20 protein-coding genes, 1 tRNA gene and 1 pseudogene are annotated in these 17,938 nt (G+C 62.8%); 8 read left to right on the top strand and 14 right to left on the bottom strand.

What is annotated here, in order from left to right; genetic code table 11:
* Nucleotides 1–55: 55 nt before the first annotated feature.
* The 12 genes and pseudogenes from MXAZACID_RS03505 to MXAZACID_RS03545 all read right to left on the bottom strand — a co-directional run bounded on the left by MXAZACID_RS03505 (nt 56) and on the right by MXAZACID_RS03545 (nt 9,023).
* Nucleotides 56–1,915, bottom strand: a complete 1,860-nt coding sequence (locus MXAZACID_RS03505) for a hypothetical protein (protein WP_144052635.1) — start codon at nt 1,913–1,915, stop codon at nt 56–58.
* A 269-nt stretch (nt 1,916–2,184) separates the two neighbouring features.
* Nucleotides 2,185–2,766, bottom strand: a complete 582-nt coding sequence (locus MXAZACID_RS03510; protein ID WP_008492697.1) for a Bro-N domain-containing protein — start codon at nt 2,764–2,766, stop codon at nt 2,185–2,187.
* A gap of 181 nt (nt 2,767–2,947) precedes the next feature.
* Nucleotides 2,948–3,154, bottom strand: a complete 207-nt coding sequence (locus tag MXAZACID_RS03515) for a hypothetical protein (protein ID WP_008492698.1) — start codon at nt 3,152–3,154, stop codon at nt 2,948–2,950.
* A 1,055-nt stretch (nt 3,155–4,209) separates the two neighbouring features.
* Nucleotides 4,210–4,764 carry a Rha family transcriptional regulator gene (locus MXAZACID_RS17635; protein WP_008492699.1) on the bottom strand — a complete coding sequence of 185 codons (555 nt, stop codon included), beginning with the start codon at nt 4,762–4,764 and terminating at the stop codon, nt 4,210–4,212.
* A 104-nt stretch (nt 4,765–4,868) separates the two neighbouring features.
* The gene (locus MXAZACID_RS17640; protein ID WP_008492700.1) at nt 4,869–5,372 is read right to left on the bottom strand and encodes a hypothetical protein; all 504 of its coding nucleotides are present in this window, start codon (nt 5,370–5,372) and stop codon (nt 4,869–4,871) included.
* A complete protein-coding gene (locus MXAZACID_RS20435) occupies nt 5,369–5,728 on the bottom strand; it encodes a tlde1 domain-containing protein (protein WP_008492702.1) in 360 nt (119 codons plus the stop codon). Before MXAZACID_RS20435 ends, MXAZACID_RS17640 begins: the two co-directional genes overlap by 4 nt.
* A 112-nt stretch (nt 5,729–5,840) precedes the next feature.
* Nucleotides 5,841–6,131: a Bro-N domain-containing protein gene (locus MXAZACID_RS03530; RefSeq protein ID WP_083878436.1), complete on the bottom strand. Its 291-nt coding sequence runs from the start codon at nt 6,129–6,131 to the stop codon at nt 5,841–5,843.
* Nucleotides 6,132–6,155: 24 nt separating this feature from the next.
* The gene (locus MXAZACID_RS19650; RefSeq protein ID WP_205619726.1) at nt 6,156–6,725 is read right to left on the bottom strand and encodes a hypothetical protein; all 570 of its coding nucleotides are present in this window, start codon (nt 6,723–6,725) and stop codon (nt 6,156–6,158) included.
* The gene (locus MXAZACID_RS03535) at nt 6,700–7,083 is read right to left on the bottom strand and encodes a hypothetical protein (RefSeq protein WP_008492704.1); all 384 of its coding nucleotides are present in this window, start codon (nt 7,081–7,083) and stop codon (nt 6,700–6,702) included. Before MXAZACID_RS03535 ends, MXAZACID_RS19650 begins: the two co-directional genes overlap by 26 nt.
* 76 nt (nt 7,084–7,159) lie before the next feature.
* Nucleotides 7,160–8,686, bottom strand: a complete 1,527-nt coding sequence (locus MXAZACID_RS03540; RefSeq protein ID WP_051060169.1) for a site-specific integrase — start codon at nt 8,684–8,686, stop codon at nt 7,160–7,162.
* Between the two features lie 21 nt (nt 8,687–8,707).
* A pseudogene (locus MXAZACID_RS20440) lies at nt 8,708–8,884 on the bottom strand (DUF6538 domain-containing protein); the annotation flags it as partial.
* Nucleotides 8,885–8,949: 65 nt separating this feature from the next.
* Nucleotides 8,950–9,023: transfer RNA gene (locus tag MXAZACID_RS03545), tRNA-Gln, on the bottom strand.
* Nucleotides 9,024–9,170: 147 nt separating this feature from the next.
* On the opposite strand from MXAZACID_RS03545, the gene MXAZACID_RS03550 reads away from it, so the two are divergent.
* From MXAZACID_RS03550 to MXAZACID_RS03585, 8 genes are all read left to right on the top strand, one after another.
* The gene (locus MXAZACID_RS03550; protein ID WP_039884698.1) at nt 9,171–10,229 is read left to right on the top strand and encodes a Ppx/GppA phosphatase family protein; all 1,059 of its coding nucleotides are present in this window, start codon (nt 9,171–9,173) and stop codon (nt 10,227–10,229) included.
* A complete protein-coding gene (locus MXAZACID_RS03555; RefSeq protein ID WP_008492707.1) occupies nt 10,226–10,900 on the top strand; it encodes an RlmE family RNA methyltransferase in 675 nt (224 codons plus the stop codon). Before MXAZACID_RS03550 ends, MXAZACID_RS03555 begins: the two co-directional genes overlap by 4 nt.
* Nucleotides 10,901–10,997: 97 nt before the next feature.
* The gene (gene guaB, locus MXAZACID_RS03560) at nt 10,998–12,494 is read left to right on the top strand and encodes an IMP dehydrogenase (protein ID WP_008492708.1); all 1,497 of its coding nucleotides are present in this window, start codon (nt 10,998–11,000) and stop codon (nt 12,492–12,494) included.
* A gap of 467 nt (nt 12,495–12,961) precedes the next feature.
* Nucleotides 12,962–13,297, top strand: a complete 336-nt coding sequence (locus MXAZACID_RS03565) for a hypothetical protein (protein WP_144052639.1) — start codon at nt 12,962–12,964, stop codon at nt 13,295–13,297.
* A gap of 12 nt (nt 13,298–13,309) precedes the next feature.
* Nucleotides 13,310–13,522 (top strand): hypothetical protein, encoded by a 213-nt coding sequence (locus MXAZACID_RS03570; RefSeq protein WP_008492710.1) that lies wholly within the window; start codon nt 13,310–13,312, stop codon nt 13,520–13,522.
* Nucleotides 13,523–13,620: 98 nt separating this feature from the next.
* A complete protein-coding gene (locus tag MXAZACID_RS03575) occupies nt 13,621–14,085 on the top strand; it encodes a hypothetical protein (protein ID WP_008492711.1) in 465 nt (154 codons plus the stop codon).
* A gap of 156 nt (nt 14,086–14,241) precedes the next feature.
* Nucleotides 14,242–14,976, top strand: coding sequence for an ABC transporter ATP-binding protein (locus MXAZACID_RS03580; RefSeq protein WP_008492712.1), 735 nt, complete (start codon nt 14,242–14,244; stop codon nt 14,974–14,976).
* A complete protein-coding gene (locus tag MXAZACID_RS03585) occupies nt 14,976–16,379 on the top strand; it encodes a hypothetical protein (RefSeq protein ID WP_008492713.1) in 1,404 nt (467 codons plus the stop codon). The genes MXAZACID_RS03580 and MXAZACID_RS03585 overlap by 1 nt, the downstream gene beginning before the upstream one ends.
* A 6-nt stretch (nt 16,380–16,385) precedes the next feature.
* On the opposite strand, the gene MXAZACID_RS03590 is transcribed toward MXAZACID_RS03585, so the two are convergent.
* Nucleotides 16,386–16,682, bottom strand: a complete 297-nt coding sequence (locus tag MXAZACID_RS03590) for a PilZ domain-containing protein (protein WP_008492714.1) — start codon at nt 16,680–16,682, stop codon at nt 16,386–16,388.
* Between the two features lie 113 nt (nt 16,683–16,795).
* Nucleotides 16,796–17,620, bottom strand: coding sequence for a pantoate--beta-alanine ligase (gene panC / locus MXAZACID_RS03595; RefSeq protein WP_008492716.1), 825 nt, complete (start codon nt 17,618–17,620; stop codon nt 16,796–16,798).
* Between the last annotated feature and the right edge of the window lie 318 nt (nt 17,621–17,938).

The following is a 17,938-nucleotide window of genomic DNA, read 5'->3' on the forward strand; positions in this document are numbered from 1 at the left end:
GCTAGGTACTATAAGGGAACTTGGTGGTTATTCTCGGTGGTTGCATGGAAGTGACCTACGCGGCTTCCTGGAGGTCCTCGTTTGTTTCCGTAGTCCGTTTCAGCCCCACTGTTCGCCTCGCGGGCCTGTCAGCTTCCCAGCCCTGCTCCTGCATCGCCTCCAGCCACTCCGGGCGGGTGGTTATGTCTCGTGCAAGGTGGTTCGCGTTCTTGATGCCCGCTGCTGTCCGTATGTCGTGATAGCTGATCGTCTGAACGCCCGCCTCCGTTTGCTCCCGTAAGTAGCTGAGTGCTGCTTGGAGTTTCCCGGATAGCGGCTTTGGTTCGTCTCGCCATGTGAAGACCTCACACCCTGGGAAAATATCGGGAAGCATGTCCTTGATGCCCGAGCGTTCCGACGCGATCACATATGCGGTCATCGCCCCGCAGCGTTCGCCTTCAAGCTGCCGCACCCGGCCCCTGCACAGGGCTTGCAGGACGTGGTGGCGGATTTCACCGGCAGCAGTTGCGGCAACCTCGTCCTTTGGGCGGAACCCGGAGGCAACCTCTCGTCCCTGCGCGAGATGAGTAGTGGCAATGGCGTGGCTGTCTCGCATGAAGAGGGTTCCAGCAAGGATCACGTTGCCGAAATCCCGATAATGGTTCACCGCCATGTGCTGACCCCAGGTGATGACGCAAACCACGGGGCCTAGCGGGCCGTCGCCGGGGCTACCTGCCATAACCTGCCGGTCAGGAAGCAACCCAGCCAGGGCCTTCACAAACGGCAAGACGCCTGCTTTGTCCTTATGGGCTATCACAAGCCATGCCTCGTCCGGCTTGCTTCTGATCGTCTCGGCAATGCCCTCCAGCAGGGGCTGACGGGTCTGCGCGTTATGGAAAAGGTCCTTGCGCCCTGACCGGCTCCAAACGCCCACCCGCAGAGGCTTGTAGTCCTTTTCAGCACCGGGAAGGCGCTCCAGGCACTGCCGGACCTGTTCGGCGTATCGGTAGGTCTGGCGCACCCGCCCGGACGCATCCAGCACCAGCAGGGGGGCCATCTCTGCCGTGCCGGAGTCCGCGTAGGAAACCAGGGCCTCACCTAACTGCCCGTCATGGCCGATACGGACCGTTTGGCCACTGAGGCGCAGCAGTTTGGCCAGCAGGTCATAGCCGGATTGCCTTTTCTCCAGTCCAGCCCCCTCCAAGATGGACAGTGCGGGCTCGCCGCCCAGGGCCTCGAAGTCCGGCAGGTCCACGAGAGTACCCCGCGCGGCACCGTTCAGGCGTGATGCGATGTTCTCCACCTCGTCCGCCAGCTTTGGAAAACGCCGTTGAAGCGGGTCAGCTAACCCCAGTGCCGCCCGCCGCCCGACTGTTATCGGTTCTCCCGGCAGCCACGCCTCGTCCCATACGCGGACCATGCGCGGGCGTCCGGCATAGTGGAACTCGGCCAGTGAATGGAAGGTGCCGCTATGCCTGAGACGCCGCTCAATCATCTGCTGGGTTGTAATGAGGATTTGCGCCTGTCCAGGCTCTGCGCCGCTGTTTGTCTCGTTCACCTTGGGGTCAGAGACGTAGACCGCCAGGGCTTCCCTCACGTCTGCCAGTGCCTGGGCCAGTTCCTCGGCTTCATGCACCCGTCCCACTAGGATCATCATGCCCACCTCTCGGCAGTCTTGGGCGGCAACAAGGGAGCGGGCAAAGTGGATAACAGCCTGGGTTTTGCCCACGCCAGGGTCCAAGGAACTCAGGAATACCTTGGCCGCCGCGCGTTCCCTGGCCATGTCCTCCATGGTCTGTAGGGCCGCCCAGATTGCCTTGGTGTGCTGCGGGCCGGGGCGATGGCCATTCAGCGCATTTGCGGCCTGCCAGCGCCCAAAGGCTTCCTGGGTTAGGCGTTTTTCTGGCGGTGCTGCCTCTCGGCCCACGTCAGGCACTGGCGGGCACCTGTTCGGCAGCGGCTAGTTGCTCCAGAGCACGGGTGAGGGCCGCTACGGCACAGCGCAGGCTGGCGGCGCGTTCCCGCAGGCGAATGGCGAGTTCACCGGGCGGGCACAGTTGAGCATCGGTAACGAGAAGTGCCGCTATGTCCCGTATGGTGGCCAGAGGGTCATTCATAATGGTTCCGTTGAGTTGGTGTATAGAATTTCAGGCAAGGCCCAGCCGGTCCCTAGAGGAACCAGCCGGTGCCGAGTGTTGCCTGCGGTTAAGCCGCCAAAGCCCTGGAGAATTGCGCGATGCCTTGCTTAACGAGGTGTGCAGATTCGCCGCGTGTCATCACGCCATATTGCACATGCCCGGCAATCGCCACGTAAGCCCCGCCTTCCAAGATTGAGCGGAGGACTTCGTAGGCTATCCAGAGGTTGCCGGAGGAAGTCGTCATCTTTTCGGCCAGGAAGGAAAGGATATGAAAGTCTTCGGACTTACCAGCCTTAACCCACGTATGCTCCTGTTCGACCGTGTAGATGCCGCTCAGGAATACGATGGGCATAACCGTTTGCTCAATCCACATTCTGAATTCGCGGGCGATGGGTTCATCCGAGGTCAGTGCCAGGGCCAGGACACCCTCCGGCGAAATGGCAGTAAGGTCCGCCTCGTCCATCCCTGGCATACATTCGTACGGGACGAGATCAACAAGTTCGCTCAAATGGACGCCCAGGGCTTCACAGACCCCCGGAGCCTCATACATCGCCTGAGTTTCAATCGGTTCGTTAGCCTCCGGCTGCTCCGGGTAAATCGCGTGTGCCTTGAGGCTGCGCAAAAGGGTGTGCATGGGGGTATCGGTCATGTGTAAGTCTCCAAATTTAGGATTGTGAAATTGCGGTTGCCCACGGGCCGCCGTCTGACGTTTCCCAGGCATTACTGTGGACGTTGAAGCAGACGGACAGGGCCACACGGGGCGTACGGATTATGGCTAGGTTAGGCGGTGTTCGAGTTTGAGGGGCGCATGGGATGCCCGGGAGCTTCCGTCACGCCGGGGGCAGATGGCGAATGAACGTTTCAACCTCCTGGACCGCCATGTTCAGCGCGGCCCTGATGATGCCCGAGCGGTTCGGGTAGTGGACGCCAGCGGCCCGTGCGGCATCTGCTAGCTTGAGCAGGTTGGCGTCCTCGGCGGGGCTGGTGCGGATGGTGATGTTATCGCCGTACGAAATCCGGCGCATGTTGGTCTCCATGGGTTGCGGTTGTGCAAAATTTTTAGCGTGAGGGACGAGGGCTGGCGGTAGATGCTTGGCGTGCGCTGGCCGTGGCCCTCTTAGGCAGGGGTTACCCCCCCCCCCGGCTTTTTGGGAAGGTTCCTGTGTTTTCCAGCCGGTTTCCCGCCCAGCCCGTGAGGGTCCGACGCGGCCCCAGGAAGTGCCGTGCGGGTGCTTGGATAGGCCCGGCGGCACCGGGCGTAGCGAGAGGCTAGGCCGGGGACAGACGATAGCGGGAAAGATCATAGCGTGTTCCCGTAGGCGTATCTATCATAGGGTGGGGTTACCCCCCACTTATCCCGAAAGGTCCTGATCTGAGCTTGCGAAGTTCGTACCTAGCGGAGCCTCCCAAGAACACCCCCAAAGACGGTATCTGGGTACTCGGGTAGCCGCTGGTGACCAGGGGGCCGTCCGGTAGCGGGAAGGTCAACAGCATGTGTCCGCCAGCCCTGTCTCTCTTAGGGTCGTGCTAACCCCCCACTTATCCAGAAAGGTCCTGGTTGGTCCTGGAGAAATCCGAACCGGCCCGGAGGACCCAGAGAGGACCCAAAAGCGGTATCCGGGTACTCAGGGTGGCGGGTGGTGCCGGGAGGGACCGGGCGGGTGTATGATGGTTTCCGAGGCATGCCCCACGCGGGTCATCTCTAAGGGCGGACCTATCCCACCTTATCTACCACAAGGCTTTGATAACTATGGAAAATATGGGGTTTGACGTTGCACCCAGTGAAAAGGCCCGAATAGCCGCGTTTCGTTTGACAGGCTGAGCCTTGCGCGTCACCTTGAGGCAGACGGCGCGTTCACCCGCACACAGGCTGAATGGCTTGCCGAGGGGATACAGGACGCCATCATGAACACGGCAGCGACCCGGCAGGACATTGCGGCGCTTGAGGCCAAGCTAGAGGCCCAGGAAGGCCGCCTTACAGGTAGCATCTGGAAGGCTAACCTCGCCATAGCCCTCTGGATGACTGGCGTTGTCCTGGCGTTGCGGTTCATCCACTAGCAGCACCGGGCACCACACGACACCTCAAGGCCCGCTAGGTCATCCTGGCAGCCTCTCGGATACCGAACAGGCCCTCATCGTCCATGAAGCGGTCAAACGCCTGGACCTTCGGGGCATCCTCTGCCAACTGCTCGGCCTGCTGTTCCACCCGTTCACTTAACTGCCCCACGCGGTCCGCCAAGTCCGCCGCGAGGCGCAGGGCTTCGGGCAGCGTTTGGGGAACGGCGGGGGCCTGGGGTTCCTGCTGGGTCAGTGCGGCCTCCATACGGTTGAAGGCGGCGATGTAAGCCAGCTTGAAGCGCAGCGCCTCGGCCCCGGTGAAACCCATGGCCAACAGCGTGAAACCGTCGCGGTCCATCCGGTAAATACGCTCGTCACGGTAGCCACCGCGCGGCATAGGAACGGCCACGAACGTCTGCTCAAAATGGAGCGAACATGCGGGTTCGGTGGTAGCAATTTCATCAATTACCCGCAGGACGTTGCGGTGTTCCTTGCCGAAATACTCAGCCACCGCCCGGCTTGTGGTCAGGGCGCGTCCGTTCACATTCGCCACCAGCGGGGCCGGGGCGGTTCCAGTCAGTGTCAGCATGTTAGGTTCCTTGTGGTTTAGGCAGCGATCCTCATGGGTGCCGCGCTGCCTCCATCCGGGGGCGTGGCGTTGTCGTTGGGTGCGGGCGGGTTGGCGATGAGGCGTTAGGCACCGCTATCTTGATGCACTGGCACCGCCAAAAAATCCGCCCGGCAGGCTGCTACCTCACGGGCAAGGCTAGTGGCCTTCACGCGGGACAGGGCAGTCAGGGCCTCGGCCTTCCACTTGGCTACCTGGGCATCTGTAGGTTCAATGAGTGGCACATTGCAAACCGCCTCAAGCGGGATACTGCCGCCCGTGAGAGGCAGGACGCCTTGGGGATTTTTGAGCAGCGCATAGGCCAAAGCGCCTGTCAGGTCCTCGCCCGTCCCCGCGTCCGTGCCTGGGCGTAACGCTGCGGCAACCGCCAGCCACTCATCGTTGCCCATGGAAATCCGGTTCAGCACGTCCGTCCATTGGGCACCATTTCCAGCCGACAATTGCGCCACAACGTTGCGCGGCCCCTGCTGGTGAATGTCTTTGAGCAGTTCCGGGGGCGTGAGCGGGGCCGCAAGGGCTGGCCAAGCACAGGCTGCGGTCAATATTCCCAAAAGAGCCACATGTCTCATTTCGTCACCTGTAGGCGATGATCCCCAGACGCCCAGATTTTTTGCCTTATTTGTGGCCCCATGATGATGCAGCCCTGTGAGGCATCGTGGCGTCGGTTATCGCCATGGATGAGGAAGCCGTTACGCCCAAAGGTCACCGAACCAGGGATAGGGGTTAAGCGCATAACATAAGGGCCATGCGTTGTGGTATCGTGGGGGGCGCCGATGGTGTAGGTTCCCTGGGGAATAGGCCCGATATTCGGGACAGACTGCATGGCTGGATTATTTCGTCCTCCCTGAGTTCCAGAGTATCCTTTTCCCACCAACCGGCCATTTTCGGATAGTTCGCCAGTCGATTGGCTGTAGGTCCAGGTCATAAAGTGGCTCCCGCTTAACTTTATAGCTAAGGTATTTGCGCCACCTCTGATTGTCTACAGATTGCCAACATTGCATTAAAACAACGTTGACATACGCCAGTTTTGCCTCGGCCTAACCAGATGGGCGGATAGCGGGCAGGACCTCGCGGGTAACCCAGTCCTGGAACTGGCGGGCCTCGGGTTTGTCCGAACGCATGACCAGCTTGTACAGGCCGGACTCAGAGATAACGGCCATAGCCTGGGCTCCACCAGGGGTACCAATCCGATTGGTCCCCTTCTCGTCATCGCCAAGTTTCATGAGGGCGGCATTGATGTTAACCGCCCCGGTGGACTTTAGATAAATGCCCAGCGCCCGGCACACGTCCGCCGCCACGAACCAGGGGTTTTCATTGATGGTAACGATGCGGACCTGACGGCCCTGGAAGTCTCATTGCTGTGTGGCAAGAGCTTGATTGAGTATCTTAAGGCCAGGATCGTTAGGGATGCGGTCTTGTTTTTTGAGTTCTTCCATGAAACCGGCCCGTGAGCCAAAGGCGGCTTCATACCGTGCCACCGTATCAGCGGCTAATTTATTCAGCACGGCAACAGGCGGCGGCCCAGAGCCAGCGCTGCAAAATATGTCTATTGGCCAGCTTATGGCAGTACACTTCCCTGCGCTGATCTGGTCGAGGTTGCCGAACATATCGGGTGACCATCGGCCCTTAGGGGTATCTTGCCCGGTATTATCGCGGACCTCCCCGCCCAGGATCACGTACTGGTCTGGGCCAGCGTTTACCGATGCAAAAACCCAGTATCTATAATCAGCCTTTTTAGAAACTGTGATTCCGCACTCATTCAGCAAGGCGGGTGATGCACGGGCGTAGTGCGCTTCATAGAAGCTGGCTGGGAGATTAAGCTTGAAAACTGGGTCAATCGTAACGGCCTGACGATCCGAATTACAATCCGGTGCCCTGGCCAGGGCGGGCGTAACACTAATCAGCCCGGCGATACACGACAAAACCAGGCTTTGCCTTCGCATACATATGGCTCGGCCAGAAATCATCTTGAACAAAGTCTGAGACCCAATTTTTGCCATTGTACCCCTCGATATGCCCCGCTTCACCGGCCTTAACTGGTTGGATCACGACGATGTCGCCTTTTTGTGGCACGTAATTAGGTGCTGGAACGGGTATGAACCCGAGGGCCAACAACGTGCCTCCCCATAATCTCGCGGGTTCGGGCCACGTGACGGGACGCATACCGGCTGCGGCCAAAGCCATGCGGACATAGTGGGCGCATCGACCTTCGCCAAACCGTTGCTTAGACACATGCGCGGTGATGTATTCGGCAAACTTGTCCTTGTCGAAATGCGCCATGCTTTATCTCATTCGTTCTAGCTTAACGGGAACATGGAACGCCGCCGAAAGCAATATGCCTGAGACCAGGAGGGGTTTAGTCCGCCCGCTCCACATACAGCCAAGACAGGTCCACCTCAGGCCAAGTCACCCTCTCGATGGCCTCTTTCAGCTTCTCCAGCGGGATGCCTTTTAGATAGCGCTTCCGGCTCTCCCCGCCGCTCTCGTGGCCCGTCAGCAGGTCAATCCATCCCTCATTCACGTCAGCCTCGAACAGCTTGGTAGTCACGCCATGTCGGAAAGAGTGGTAATCCAGGCCCTTTCTGTAGACCCCGATGGCCCGCCGGTAGGCCGAAAACCGCTTGGTGAAGCTATAGCCCTGCTTGGCATCCACGCCGCGCGGTTTCAGGTCTGGGAACACGGGCGCGTCTGGTGCGGGCGCGGTGGCCTGGACGTACTGGAGGAACCCCAGCTTTATCAGTTCGGAGTGCAAGGGCACCCTACGCCGGGACTGCGCGTTCTTGAGTTGCCGTCCGTCCTCATCGGTGATGTTCAGGAACCAGATATCGCCCGCCTGGGCCACGTCCGCTCCCCGAAGTTGGGCGAACTCTTCCAGGCGGTTCCCGTGGAAGGCGCCGAGCAGCGGCAGCCAGAAGATGCCGTCCCGTATGATCTGGTCTCCGGCCCGTGCCCGATAGAACGGATTGCAGCCAGTCCAGATGGGGGAGGCGAAAAGGGCGGCCAGTTCTTTCCCAGTCCACATGTCCCGGTCGTCGCGCACGGACCCTTTGGCCTTGAAGGTGAACCCCTGGGCCGGGTTGGCGAATGTTCTGGGTAGCCGCCCGGTCTCTTTCAGGAACTCAAAGAAGCGGGACACGGCCCAGAAGTGCCGCTTTACGGTCTTGTCGGACAGTAGATGGGCACCGGGCGGCGACTCGGCGATGATTTCCGCCAACGGTTTGTCCTTCTCCTTGGGCGACTTCCGGTAGATCATCGGCAGCTTGCGGAGAACGGCGCGGAACTGCTCGGTATGTTCGGGGGTGTATTGGTCCACCGGGAGGTCACCCACCACCTCTCGGAACATGGCCAACGAGACCAGCGCTTGCTTGAGCGGGCCTGCTCGCCAGCCAGACGAGGCGGTGCCCCACGCCTGGAAATCATCCACGTAGGACGAGGCCAGGGGGCGGGTAGGGGCCTTGGGTGCCTCTGGGGTGACGGGAGGGACCGGCACGGCAGGCAAGGCCGATTCGGCCAGCATGACCACGGGTTCTTGGCCCAGGGTGCGGCGTTCCGCGATCTCCCAGCCCTTGATGGCAGCCTCAATGAGCCCGTAGGTCAGATGGTTCAGCAGTTCGGGAGGCAGGCCGCGCTCCTTAATCAGGGCAGCCGCATAGTCGCCCATCTCCACGGGGCTGTTCTGTACCAAGTCGCGCCTCAGGCTGTCCTGGGCGTTCCGAATGGCCCGCAGGTCTGCCTCGTCGGAAGTCTGTGGGTCCCCGATCTCCCACCAGTGCGCGTAGACAGCCGAGAAGGGCTTGCGGGTCATCCGCCGCTCCAGGTCCTCGTCCAGGAAGGTCTTGAGCTTGGCCTTGAGGATGGCCTGTATCTCTGCCTCCGCGCTCATGGCCCGGTCTCGCAATTGCGGTAAGGCCCGTCCAAATTCAGCATCCAGCATCCCGGCAAGGTACTCGGCTTCCCTGTAGTTTCGCGTCTTGAGGTTGATCCATACCTCACCGAAACGCGAACCAGGAAGACGCCGCCGGTAGTAATACGTCCGGCCCTTGCGGGTGATGTGGGAAGTTTTGTGGGAAGATTTGGGCACAAAGCAGGTCCTGCGGGCTGGGCCGTCCGCGTAAGACCTTACTTTTCATGAGGTTACCGATTTTTTGGCTGGGGGACCTGGATTCGAACCAAGGCTGTCCGAGTCAGAGTCGGAAGTTCTACCGCTAAACTATCCCCCAAGCGGTATCGGTGGCGAGCATCTAGCATCGACATTTGGCGGGGGCAAGCCCGGTCTGTCATTCAATCAACACAAAATCTGCGGGTCGGGTTTGCGGGGGGCGGATTTGCGTCTTGCTCCGCTGGGATATTCCGCGAATATATAGAGTATGGCCAGTCAGTTCTCCCTCGCGCAGCCGACGCGGCCGGTTTCCCACCGGCGGGGAAAACGCCGCGCCGTGTTCGGGGGCATCGATCTCGGGACCAATAATTGCCGTATGCTGGTCGGCACCCCGACGGCGCAGGGCTTTCATATTCTCGATAGTTTCTCCCGAGTCGTACGGCTGGGGGAGGGGTTGTATGAAACCGGGCAGCTCTCCGAGCTGGCGATGGAGCGCGCCATCGCCTCGCTCAGCATCTGTGCGGAGCGGGTCCGGCGCTTCGCGGGGGATGAGCTGAACGGCCCCATCCGGCTGCGCGCCATCGCCACCGAGGCCTGCCGGCAGGCGGAAAACGGCCATGAATTCGTCCGCCGGGTGCGCGAGACCACGGGCTTGCCGCTGGAGATCATCAACCCGCGCGAGGAGGCGGAGCTGGCGGTGGAGAGTTGCGCGCCGCTGCTGCGCCGGGCCGGGCGGCGGGCGCTTTTGTTCGATATTGGCGGCGGCTCGACCGAGATTGCCTGGGTGCGGCTGGATGCCGGGCCGCATCCCGAGCTGATCGGCTATCTCTCGCTGCCGGTGGGGGTGGTCACGCTCTCCGAGCGTTGCGCTGGCGCCTGTTACCAGAATGAGGGGTTTTCCCGGCTGGCCGAGGATATCGTTGCGATGCTGCGCCCGTTCGAGGCGGTGCATCGGATTGGCGAGGAAATCCGGCGCGGCGGGGTGGTGATGGTCGGCACCTCGGGCACAGTCACCACGCTGGCGGGGGTCTCGCTGAAGCTGGAGCGCTATAAGCGCGGGCTGGTGGATGGGGTCTCGCTGTCGCGCCGCGCGGTCGATGAGGCGCTGGCCGAGGCCCGGGCGCTGGGTCGCGAAGGGCTGTCGCGCCATCCTTGCATCGGCCATGAGCGGGTGGAATTCGTGCTGCCCGGCTGTGCCATTTTCGCCGCGATTCATGAATTATGGCAGGCGCCACGGCTGATGGTGGCCGATAGGGGCTTGCGCGAAGGCATGTTGATGAGGCTGATGCGCGACATGCACGCTCATAAATCCCGTCTGCACGCATGACCGACCCGACCTCCAAGCTGCCGCCCCGCCGGGATGCCGTGCGGCTGAAGAATGCGCGCAAGCTCTCCAGCTCCTCGCAACGCTGGCTGCAGCGCCAGCTCAACGACCCCTACGTGACCGCCGCCAAGGCCGCCGGCTGGCGCTCGCGCGCCGCCTTCAAGCTGATCGAGCTGGATGAGAAATATAAGCTGATCGGCAAGGGCAGCCGGGTGCTGGATCTGGGCGCGGCTCCCGGCGGCTGGAGCCAGGTGGCGCTGGAGCGGGGGGCGGCCAAGGTGGTCGGCATCGACCTGCTGGAGATCCAGCCGGTGGCGGGGGCCGATTTCATCCAGGGCGATTTTCTGGAGGAGGGCATTGAGGCGCGGTTGACCGAATTGCTCGGTGGCAAGGCGGATCTGGTGCTTTCGGACATGGCGCCGAACACCTCCGGCCACGTCGCCACCGACCATATCCGCATCATGGCCCTGGCCGAGACGGCTTTGGCCTTCGCCTGCGAGATTCTGGCGCCGGACGGCGCCTTCGTCGCCAAATTGTTCCAGGGCGGGGCGGAGAAGGACATGTTGAACACGCTGAAAGCGCGGTTTCGCAGCGTGAAGCACGCCAAGCCCCCGGCCAGCCGCAAGGATTCCAAGGAGATGTACGTGGTCGCCACCGGCTTTCGGCCGGCATAAGCCGCTTACGCCCGGCGCGCATGGCACATGCGACTTGCGCGGGCCGGGAGAGCCGGATAATGGGAGCCGCCAAGGTCTCTATAGGTGGGCATTGGCGATGGCATCGGATTTTTCACACAGCACGGAACTCTCCAACCGGATCGCGGAGGCGCTGGCTTTCGACGACGTGCTGATGGTGCCTGGCTATTCCCAGGTTCTCCCGGCCACGGTGAAAACCGCCACCAAACTTACCCGCACGATTTCGCTGAACATCCCGCTGATCTCGGCGGCGATGGATACCGTGACCGAGGCGCAAATGGCGATCGCCATGGCGCAGCAGGGCGGCATCGGCGTCATTCATAAAAACTTCACCATCGAGGAGCAGGCCGCCCAGGTCCGCAAGGTGAAGAAGTTCGAGAGCGGCATGGTGGTCAATCCGCTGACCATCTATCCCGACCAGACCCTTGAAGATGCCCGCGCGCTGATGGCCCAGCACAACATCTCCGGCTTTCCGGTGGTGGAGCGCGACGGCAAGCTGGTCGGCATTCTCACCCATCGCGATGTGCGCTTCGCCACGGATCTGAGCACCAAGGTCTATGAGCTGATGACCCGCGAAAATCTGGCGGTGGTGACGGCGGGGGTGTCTCCTGAGGAGGCGCGCGCCTTGCTGCATAAGCGCCGGCTGGAGAAGCTGCTGGTGGTGGACGAGGCCTTCCACTGCGTGGGGCTGATGACGGTGAAGGATATGGACAAGGCGCAGGCCTATCCGCTGGCCAATAAGGACGAGCTGGGCCGGCTGCGCGTGGCCGCCGCCACCGGCGTCGGCGCCGATGGCATGGCCCGCGCCGAGGCGCTGATCGAGGCCGGGGTGGATGTGGTGGTGGTGGACACCGCCCATGGCCATTCGGACGGGGTGTTGAAGGCGGTGGCGAAGATCAAGCAGGCCTCCAATGCCGTGCAGATCATCGCCGGCAATGTCGCCACGCCAGAGGGCGCGCAGGCGCTGATCGATAGCGGCGCGGATGCGGTGAAGATCGGCATTGGGCCGGGCTCGATTTGCACCACCCGCGTGGTGGCCGGTGTCGGCGTGCCGCAATTCACCGCGGTGATGGAAACCGCCGCCACCTGCCGCAAGGCCGGGGTGCCGGCGATTGCCGATGGCGGCATCCGCGCCTCGGGCGACATGGTGAAGGCGCTGGCGGCGGGTGCGGATGCGGTAATGGTCGGCTCGATGCTGGCCGGCACCGATGAGGCGCCGGGCGAGGTGTTCCTGTATCAGGGCCGCTCCTATAAATCCTATCGCGGCATGGGCTCGCTGGGGGCGATGGCGCGCGGTTCCGCCGACCGCTATTTCCAGCAGGAGATCAAGGACAGCCTGAAGCTGGTGCCGGAAGGCATCGAGGGCCGGGTGGGCTATAAGGGGCCGATGGCGGCGGTGGTGCATCAGCTGGTCGGGGGCTTGCGGGCTGGCATGGGCTATACCGGCAGCGCGGATATCGAGGCGCTGCAGACCCAGACCAAGTTCCGCCGCATCACCGGCGCCGGGCTGCGCGAGAGCCATGTGCATGACGTGGCGATTACCCGCGAGGCGCCGAATTACCGCCAGGAAGGCTGAAAAACCTCGTTTGTGAGCAAAAGTTTTTGGAGGGCGGAGGCGGCCAAGGTTCCGCCGCCGCCCAGCGGCGGGGAAAAGCCGCCGGAGGGGTGGGGTGTTTTTTCAAACCCCCCCCACCTCTTCCTGAAAAAGCCGCCTCCGGGCGGCTTTTTCATTGGCACCCTCCGGATGAATGGGCTTTCATGAAACCGGTAGAAATCCCGCGGCGGTTTCGCGCCTTTTTAAAATTTGTTGAAAGCGCAAGCCTTTGCGCGATGCGCCCGGCGAAATGTCAGAGGCCGGCGCGGCATTTCTAACATTCGGCTTGCCGCGCTTTAATCGCGCGGCCCTTTTTCCGCCTCACTCAGCGCCCAGATTCGATTTGCTAAACGAAAGATCGTGATCCCGGTTCGATTATTTGAACCCGCTTCCTGCCCGATGGTGTGGCGGCGTTGTTCCGGTCGAACTCAACAGCAAGGAGAATGACCATGAAATACGGTTTTATGGCTGGCATGGCCGCGAGTTTGATGATGGGCGGGATGGCGCTGGCGCAGAGTGCCACCTACTCGCAGAGCACCACCACCACGACCAGCGCGCCGGCGATGAGCGCGCCCACCCCGGTGGTGCCGCCCGCCCCCGGTACGCTGAGCACCACGGAAACCACCAAGGCCACGGATGGTTATGGTAATTCCTACCAATCCACCAAGACCACCTACGGCAACGTGAACGGCGCGGCCTCCGACAGCACGACGACGACCAGCGTGCCGGCGCAGACCTATTATTCGAAGAAGACCACGACCACGACCACAACCGGCAACGATTAAGGCGAGGGCGATATGAAAAAATTCAATATTGCGCTGGCGATTCCGATGATCGTGGCGGCGGGTGCGCTCAGCGCCTGCGCCGATAATCCGCCGCAGACGACGACCACGACCACCGAGACGGTGCAGAGCGCGGGCCAGGTGCAGCCGCAGGCGGCGCCGATGCTGCCGCCCGGCAACACCACGACGACCCAGACCACGCATGCGGTCACCGTCCCGGCGCAGTGAGGCTGGGCTTTATCTAACGGAACGTTAGAAAACGCCGGGCGGCTCGCCGCCCGGCTGGTTTCATGAACAGGAGCTTTCAAATGCGCTTGGCAAAACCAATGATTTTCAGCGCGTTGCTGTTGGCGGCGCCGCTGGCGGTGGCGCAGAGCGCGCCGCGGAGCATGACCGGCGCGCGACCTGGCAATGATATCGGCACGCGCTCCTCGCTGCCGCTATCGCCCAAGGCCAGCAACATCAACGGCATGGATACGAAATCCACGATCGCGCCGACGCCGCCGGCCCCTCAGGTCGGCCCGGATGCGAATGTGGCGATGCTGCTGATGAGCGCCAACCAGTCTCTGATGCGCCATCAGACCGGCACCGCAGACGAGGCGCTGGAACGCGCCGAGACCAATATTCTGCAGCGCAGTGTCGTGGCCACGCGCGCCAATGACCCGAGCCAGGATCCGGTGGTGGCGCAGATCGAGCAGGCCCGCCAGCAGATCGGCGGACATGACCTGCAGGGCGCGCAGGCGACGATCCAGCAGATCCTGGGCAGCAACGCGCCGGAGCTCAGCCTTTAGAGCCATCAAGCTTTTAGCTTGATGGCTCTAAGTTTTGTTTTAGCGAGCAATTTCAAGTGTTTATCTTGACGCTGGCGCGTCAACCTAAACACATATTGCTCTAAGCTCAGGTCATTGCCTCTGGCCGCCGCCGCCGCGCATCGGTAGGTTAGCGGCATGGAGACCGCATGGGCGCTGAATGCGCAGGGCTTGAGTAAATCCTTCGGGCGCAAGGTGGTGGAGGGGCTGACCCTGACCATCCGCCCGGGGGAATTTTACGCGCTGCTCGGCGCCAATGGCGCCGGCAAAACCACGACATTGCGGATGATCGCCGGGCTGACCCCGCCCGATGCCGGGCGCATCGAGGTTTTTGGCCGGGACGTGGTAAAAGACCCGCTGGGGGCGAAGGCGATCATGGCCTGGCTGCCGGATGAGCCACTGCTTTACGACAAGCTGAGCCCGCTGGAATATCTGGAATTCATCGCCGGGCTCTGGCAGGTGCCGCCGGATCTGGCCCGCCGCCGGGCCGATGAGCTGCTGGACCTGCTGGGCCTCTGGCCGCACCGGGCCGAGCGCTGTGAGGGGTTTTCGCGCGGCATGAAGCAGAAGACGGTGCTGGCCGGCGCGTTGATCCATGATCCGAAATTTCTGTTGCTGGATGAGCCCTTCACCGGGCTGGATGCCGGTTCCGCCCGTTTGGTGAAAAATCTGCTGACCAGACATGTCGAGAATGGCGCGGCGATTATTCTCACCACCCATATTCTGGAAGTGGCCGAGCGGCTGGCCAGCCGCATCGGCATTCTCGCTGGCGGGACGCTTGTGGCCGAGGGCGGGCTGGAGGCGTTGCGCGGCCATGCAGGGTTTGAGAGCGGCACGCTGGAGGATGTGTTTCTCCAGCTCACTGCCGGCTGATGTTCAAGCCGCCCGGATTTCTCTGGCTGCTGCGCCATGAGCTGAAAGTGCTGTGGCGCGGCTCCATTCTCGTGCGCACCCATCGCTATGTGCTGGTGCCGGCGAGCATCGTGATTTTGATGTTCCAGGCTTTCGGTGTGTTGGTGGGGCATCTGATCATGCGCCATCCGGTGGCGCCGGAGATCATGCTGCTGGCGCTCAACATCAATCTCGCGTTCCTCTTCGTGCTGATGTTCTCGCGCGCGATGATGGCCTGCATCGACGTGCTCTATGCCCGCGGCGACGCGGATTTCCTGCTCGCCTCGCCGATTGCGCCCAACCGGGTGCTGGCGGTGCGCATGTTGGGCGTGGCGCTGAGCATCCTCGCCCCCTGGCTGCTGCTGGCGGGGATGCTGGCCAACGGGCTGATCATTTTCGGGCAGCTCTGGGCGCTCGCGGTCTATCCGATGCTGCTGGCCGAGGCGCTGGTGGTGGCGGCGTTGGCCTTCGCGCTGGTGGTGGTGCTGGTCGGGCGGATCGGGCCGATGGCGGCGCGCCGGGCCGGACATTCTTTGGCGCTGTTCACCGGGGTCGGCATCTTCATTCTCGGCCAGACCCCGCATTTCGTGCCGCACGCGGCGCTGGCGGGGTTCTGGTCCGGGCTGCTGCCGGGGCCTAGCGGGGGTGGGCTGGCTTATCTCTTCGCGCGCGGTCTGCTGGGTCAGCCAGCGCCGCTGCTGGCCGCGCTGGCGCTGGCGGCGTTGGTGTTTTGCCTGGTCTGGGTGTTCCTGGCCGGGCCGTTCGCGCGCGGGGCGATCAGTGCCGCCAGCTACCGGCCGGCGGGGCGGGAGGGGGCGCAGCAGGCGCGGTTCCGGCACAGCGCCTTTTCCAGCCTGATGGCGAAGGACCGCCGGCTGCTGGCGCGCTTTCCCGGGCTGGTCTCGCAGATCGCCTATCGTTCCCTCACCTTGATCCCGGTGGTGGCGATTTTGCTCGGCAAGGTGGTGATCGGGCTGGCGGTCACGGTGCCGTTGCTGGTGTTTCTGGCCGGGCAGCTCGGGCTGTTCTTCATCTCGGTGCTGGCACAGATGAATGACATGCCGGCCCTCATCGCGTCGGCCCCGGTGGCGGCGCGGGCGCCGCGCCGTGCGGCGTATCTGGTCTGCGCGCAGACGGCTTTGGCGATTATCGGCCTGCCGGTTGTGGCGGTGCTGGTGAAAGGCCCGGCTTTGGCGCCGGTCATGCTGCTGGGGGTGGCGGGGGCATTGGCCAGCAATCTCTGGCTCGGGCGCCGACTGCCGATTCCGCTCAGCCGCGCGGCCTTTGGCAAAACTCAGGTCGGCACGCTGTTGGGGCTGGTTCTGGGGGTATCGATCAGCGCCGGCTGGGCGCTGGCGGCCTGGCTGGTGGTGACGTTCGTCTGAAGGCGGTTATTCGTTGGGCGGCGGATCCAGGAATTCCAGCCCGACGGCATTGCCCCGGCTCCAGACCCGGCGCGCCCGGCGTGCCGGCTGTTCGCCGACCTGGATCTTGAACAGATCCGGCACCTGCACCACGGCGCTGGTCTCGATCCGCGCGCCATTGTCCGAATATTCCATGATCAGGCAATCATAGACGGTAGGGCTGAACATGCCGACATAGAGTTTCGCCCGGCCGAGCACGCGCTGGCGCGGCTCCTTGCGTTTATCTTCGGGTTTCAGCGCATCGGGCGGCGGCAGCTTTGACATTGCAGGAAAGGCCTGGATGTTGAGACGGTTGGCCTACATGCAAACACAGAGTCGCGCAAGCGGATTGTGGATGATCCGCTTGTTTCCAGGGTGTTAAATGATAGTTAGTTTTGTTAGCCGATCGGCAGATTATCCAACAGGCGGACATGCCCGAGTTTTGCTGCGGCGATCAGCCGTGCCGGCGTCTGCAGTGCGGCGATCGGCTCCAGCGTCTGCGCCTGCACCAGCGCCACATAGTCGGGCACCATGCCGGCGGCGGCGAGCTCCATGCGAGTGTGATGCAGAATTGCGGCCGGCTCCTTGCCCTGTTGCAGATATTTCACCGCATGCTGCAGGGCGGCGTGCAGCTTTGGCGCGGCGCGGCGCTCCTCGGGGCTGAGATAGGCGTTGCGCGAGGACAGCGCGAGCCCATCCGCCTCGCGCACGGTGGGGACCGGGACGATGCGCACCGGCAGCAGCAGATCCGCCACCATCCGCCGCACCACCTGCACCTGCTGCCAGTCCTTCTCGCCGAAAAACGCCGCCTGCGGGCGTATCTGGCCGAATAGCTTGGCCACCACAGTGGCCACGCCGTTGAAATGGCCGGGGCGGGTGGCGCCCTCCCAGCGCTGGCTGGGGCCGGCGACATGGATGCTCGTCGCCGCATCGGCCGGGTACATCTCCTCGACGCCAGGCATCCAGACCAGCTTGCAGCCGGCCGCTTCGAGCTTGGCGATGTCCCCGGCCTCATCGCGCGGATAGCGGGCGAAATCCTCCTTCGGGCCGAACTGGGTCGGGTTGACGAAAATGCTGGCAACCGGGGTAAGGTCGGCTTCCCGCGCCGCCTCCACGAGCTTCAGGTGCCCGGCATGCAGGGCGCCCATGGTGGGGACGAAACCGACATCGCCCAGCGTGGCGCGGGCGGCGGTGAGCTCTTCGAGAGTCCTGGCGATGATCATTTGGCGCGGCTTTTCAACATTTTTTGTCACTCGTCCAGCCCTGGGCAAGCTGGGGAGGGGAGGCTAGATAGAACGCCATGAATAGTGCCACGAAACCCTGGATAAAATCTGAACAAAAACTTGGGTTTCGTGCGGCGAATTTGTCGTTTCTCTTCGGCGGATTGGGGGTGGTCTGCGGCATCATCCAGGCCGGGGCGGCGGCACGGCTGCTGGCCTCGCTGCTGCATGTGCAGCGCGGCGGGATTTCAGCCAGCATCGCCGGGCTGGTCTTCGCGCTGGCGGTGCTGGCGCGTGCTGGGCTGCAATTGCGCAATGAGC

This window comes from Acidocella sp. MX-AZ02 (assembly GCF_000306035.1).
GTDB classification, from domain to species: Bacteria; Pseudomonadota; Alphaproteobacteria; order Acetobacterales; family Acetobacteraceae; genus Acidocella; species Acidocella facilis.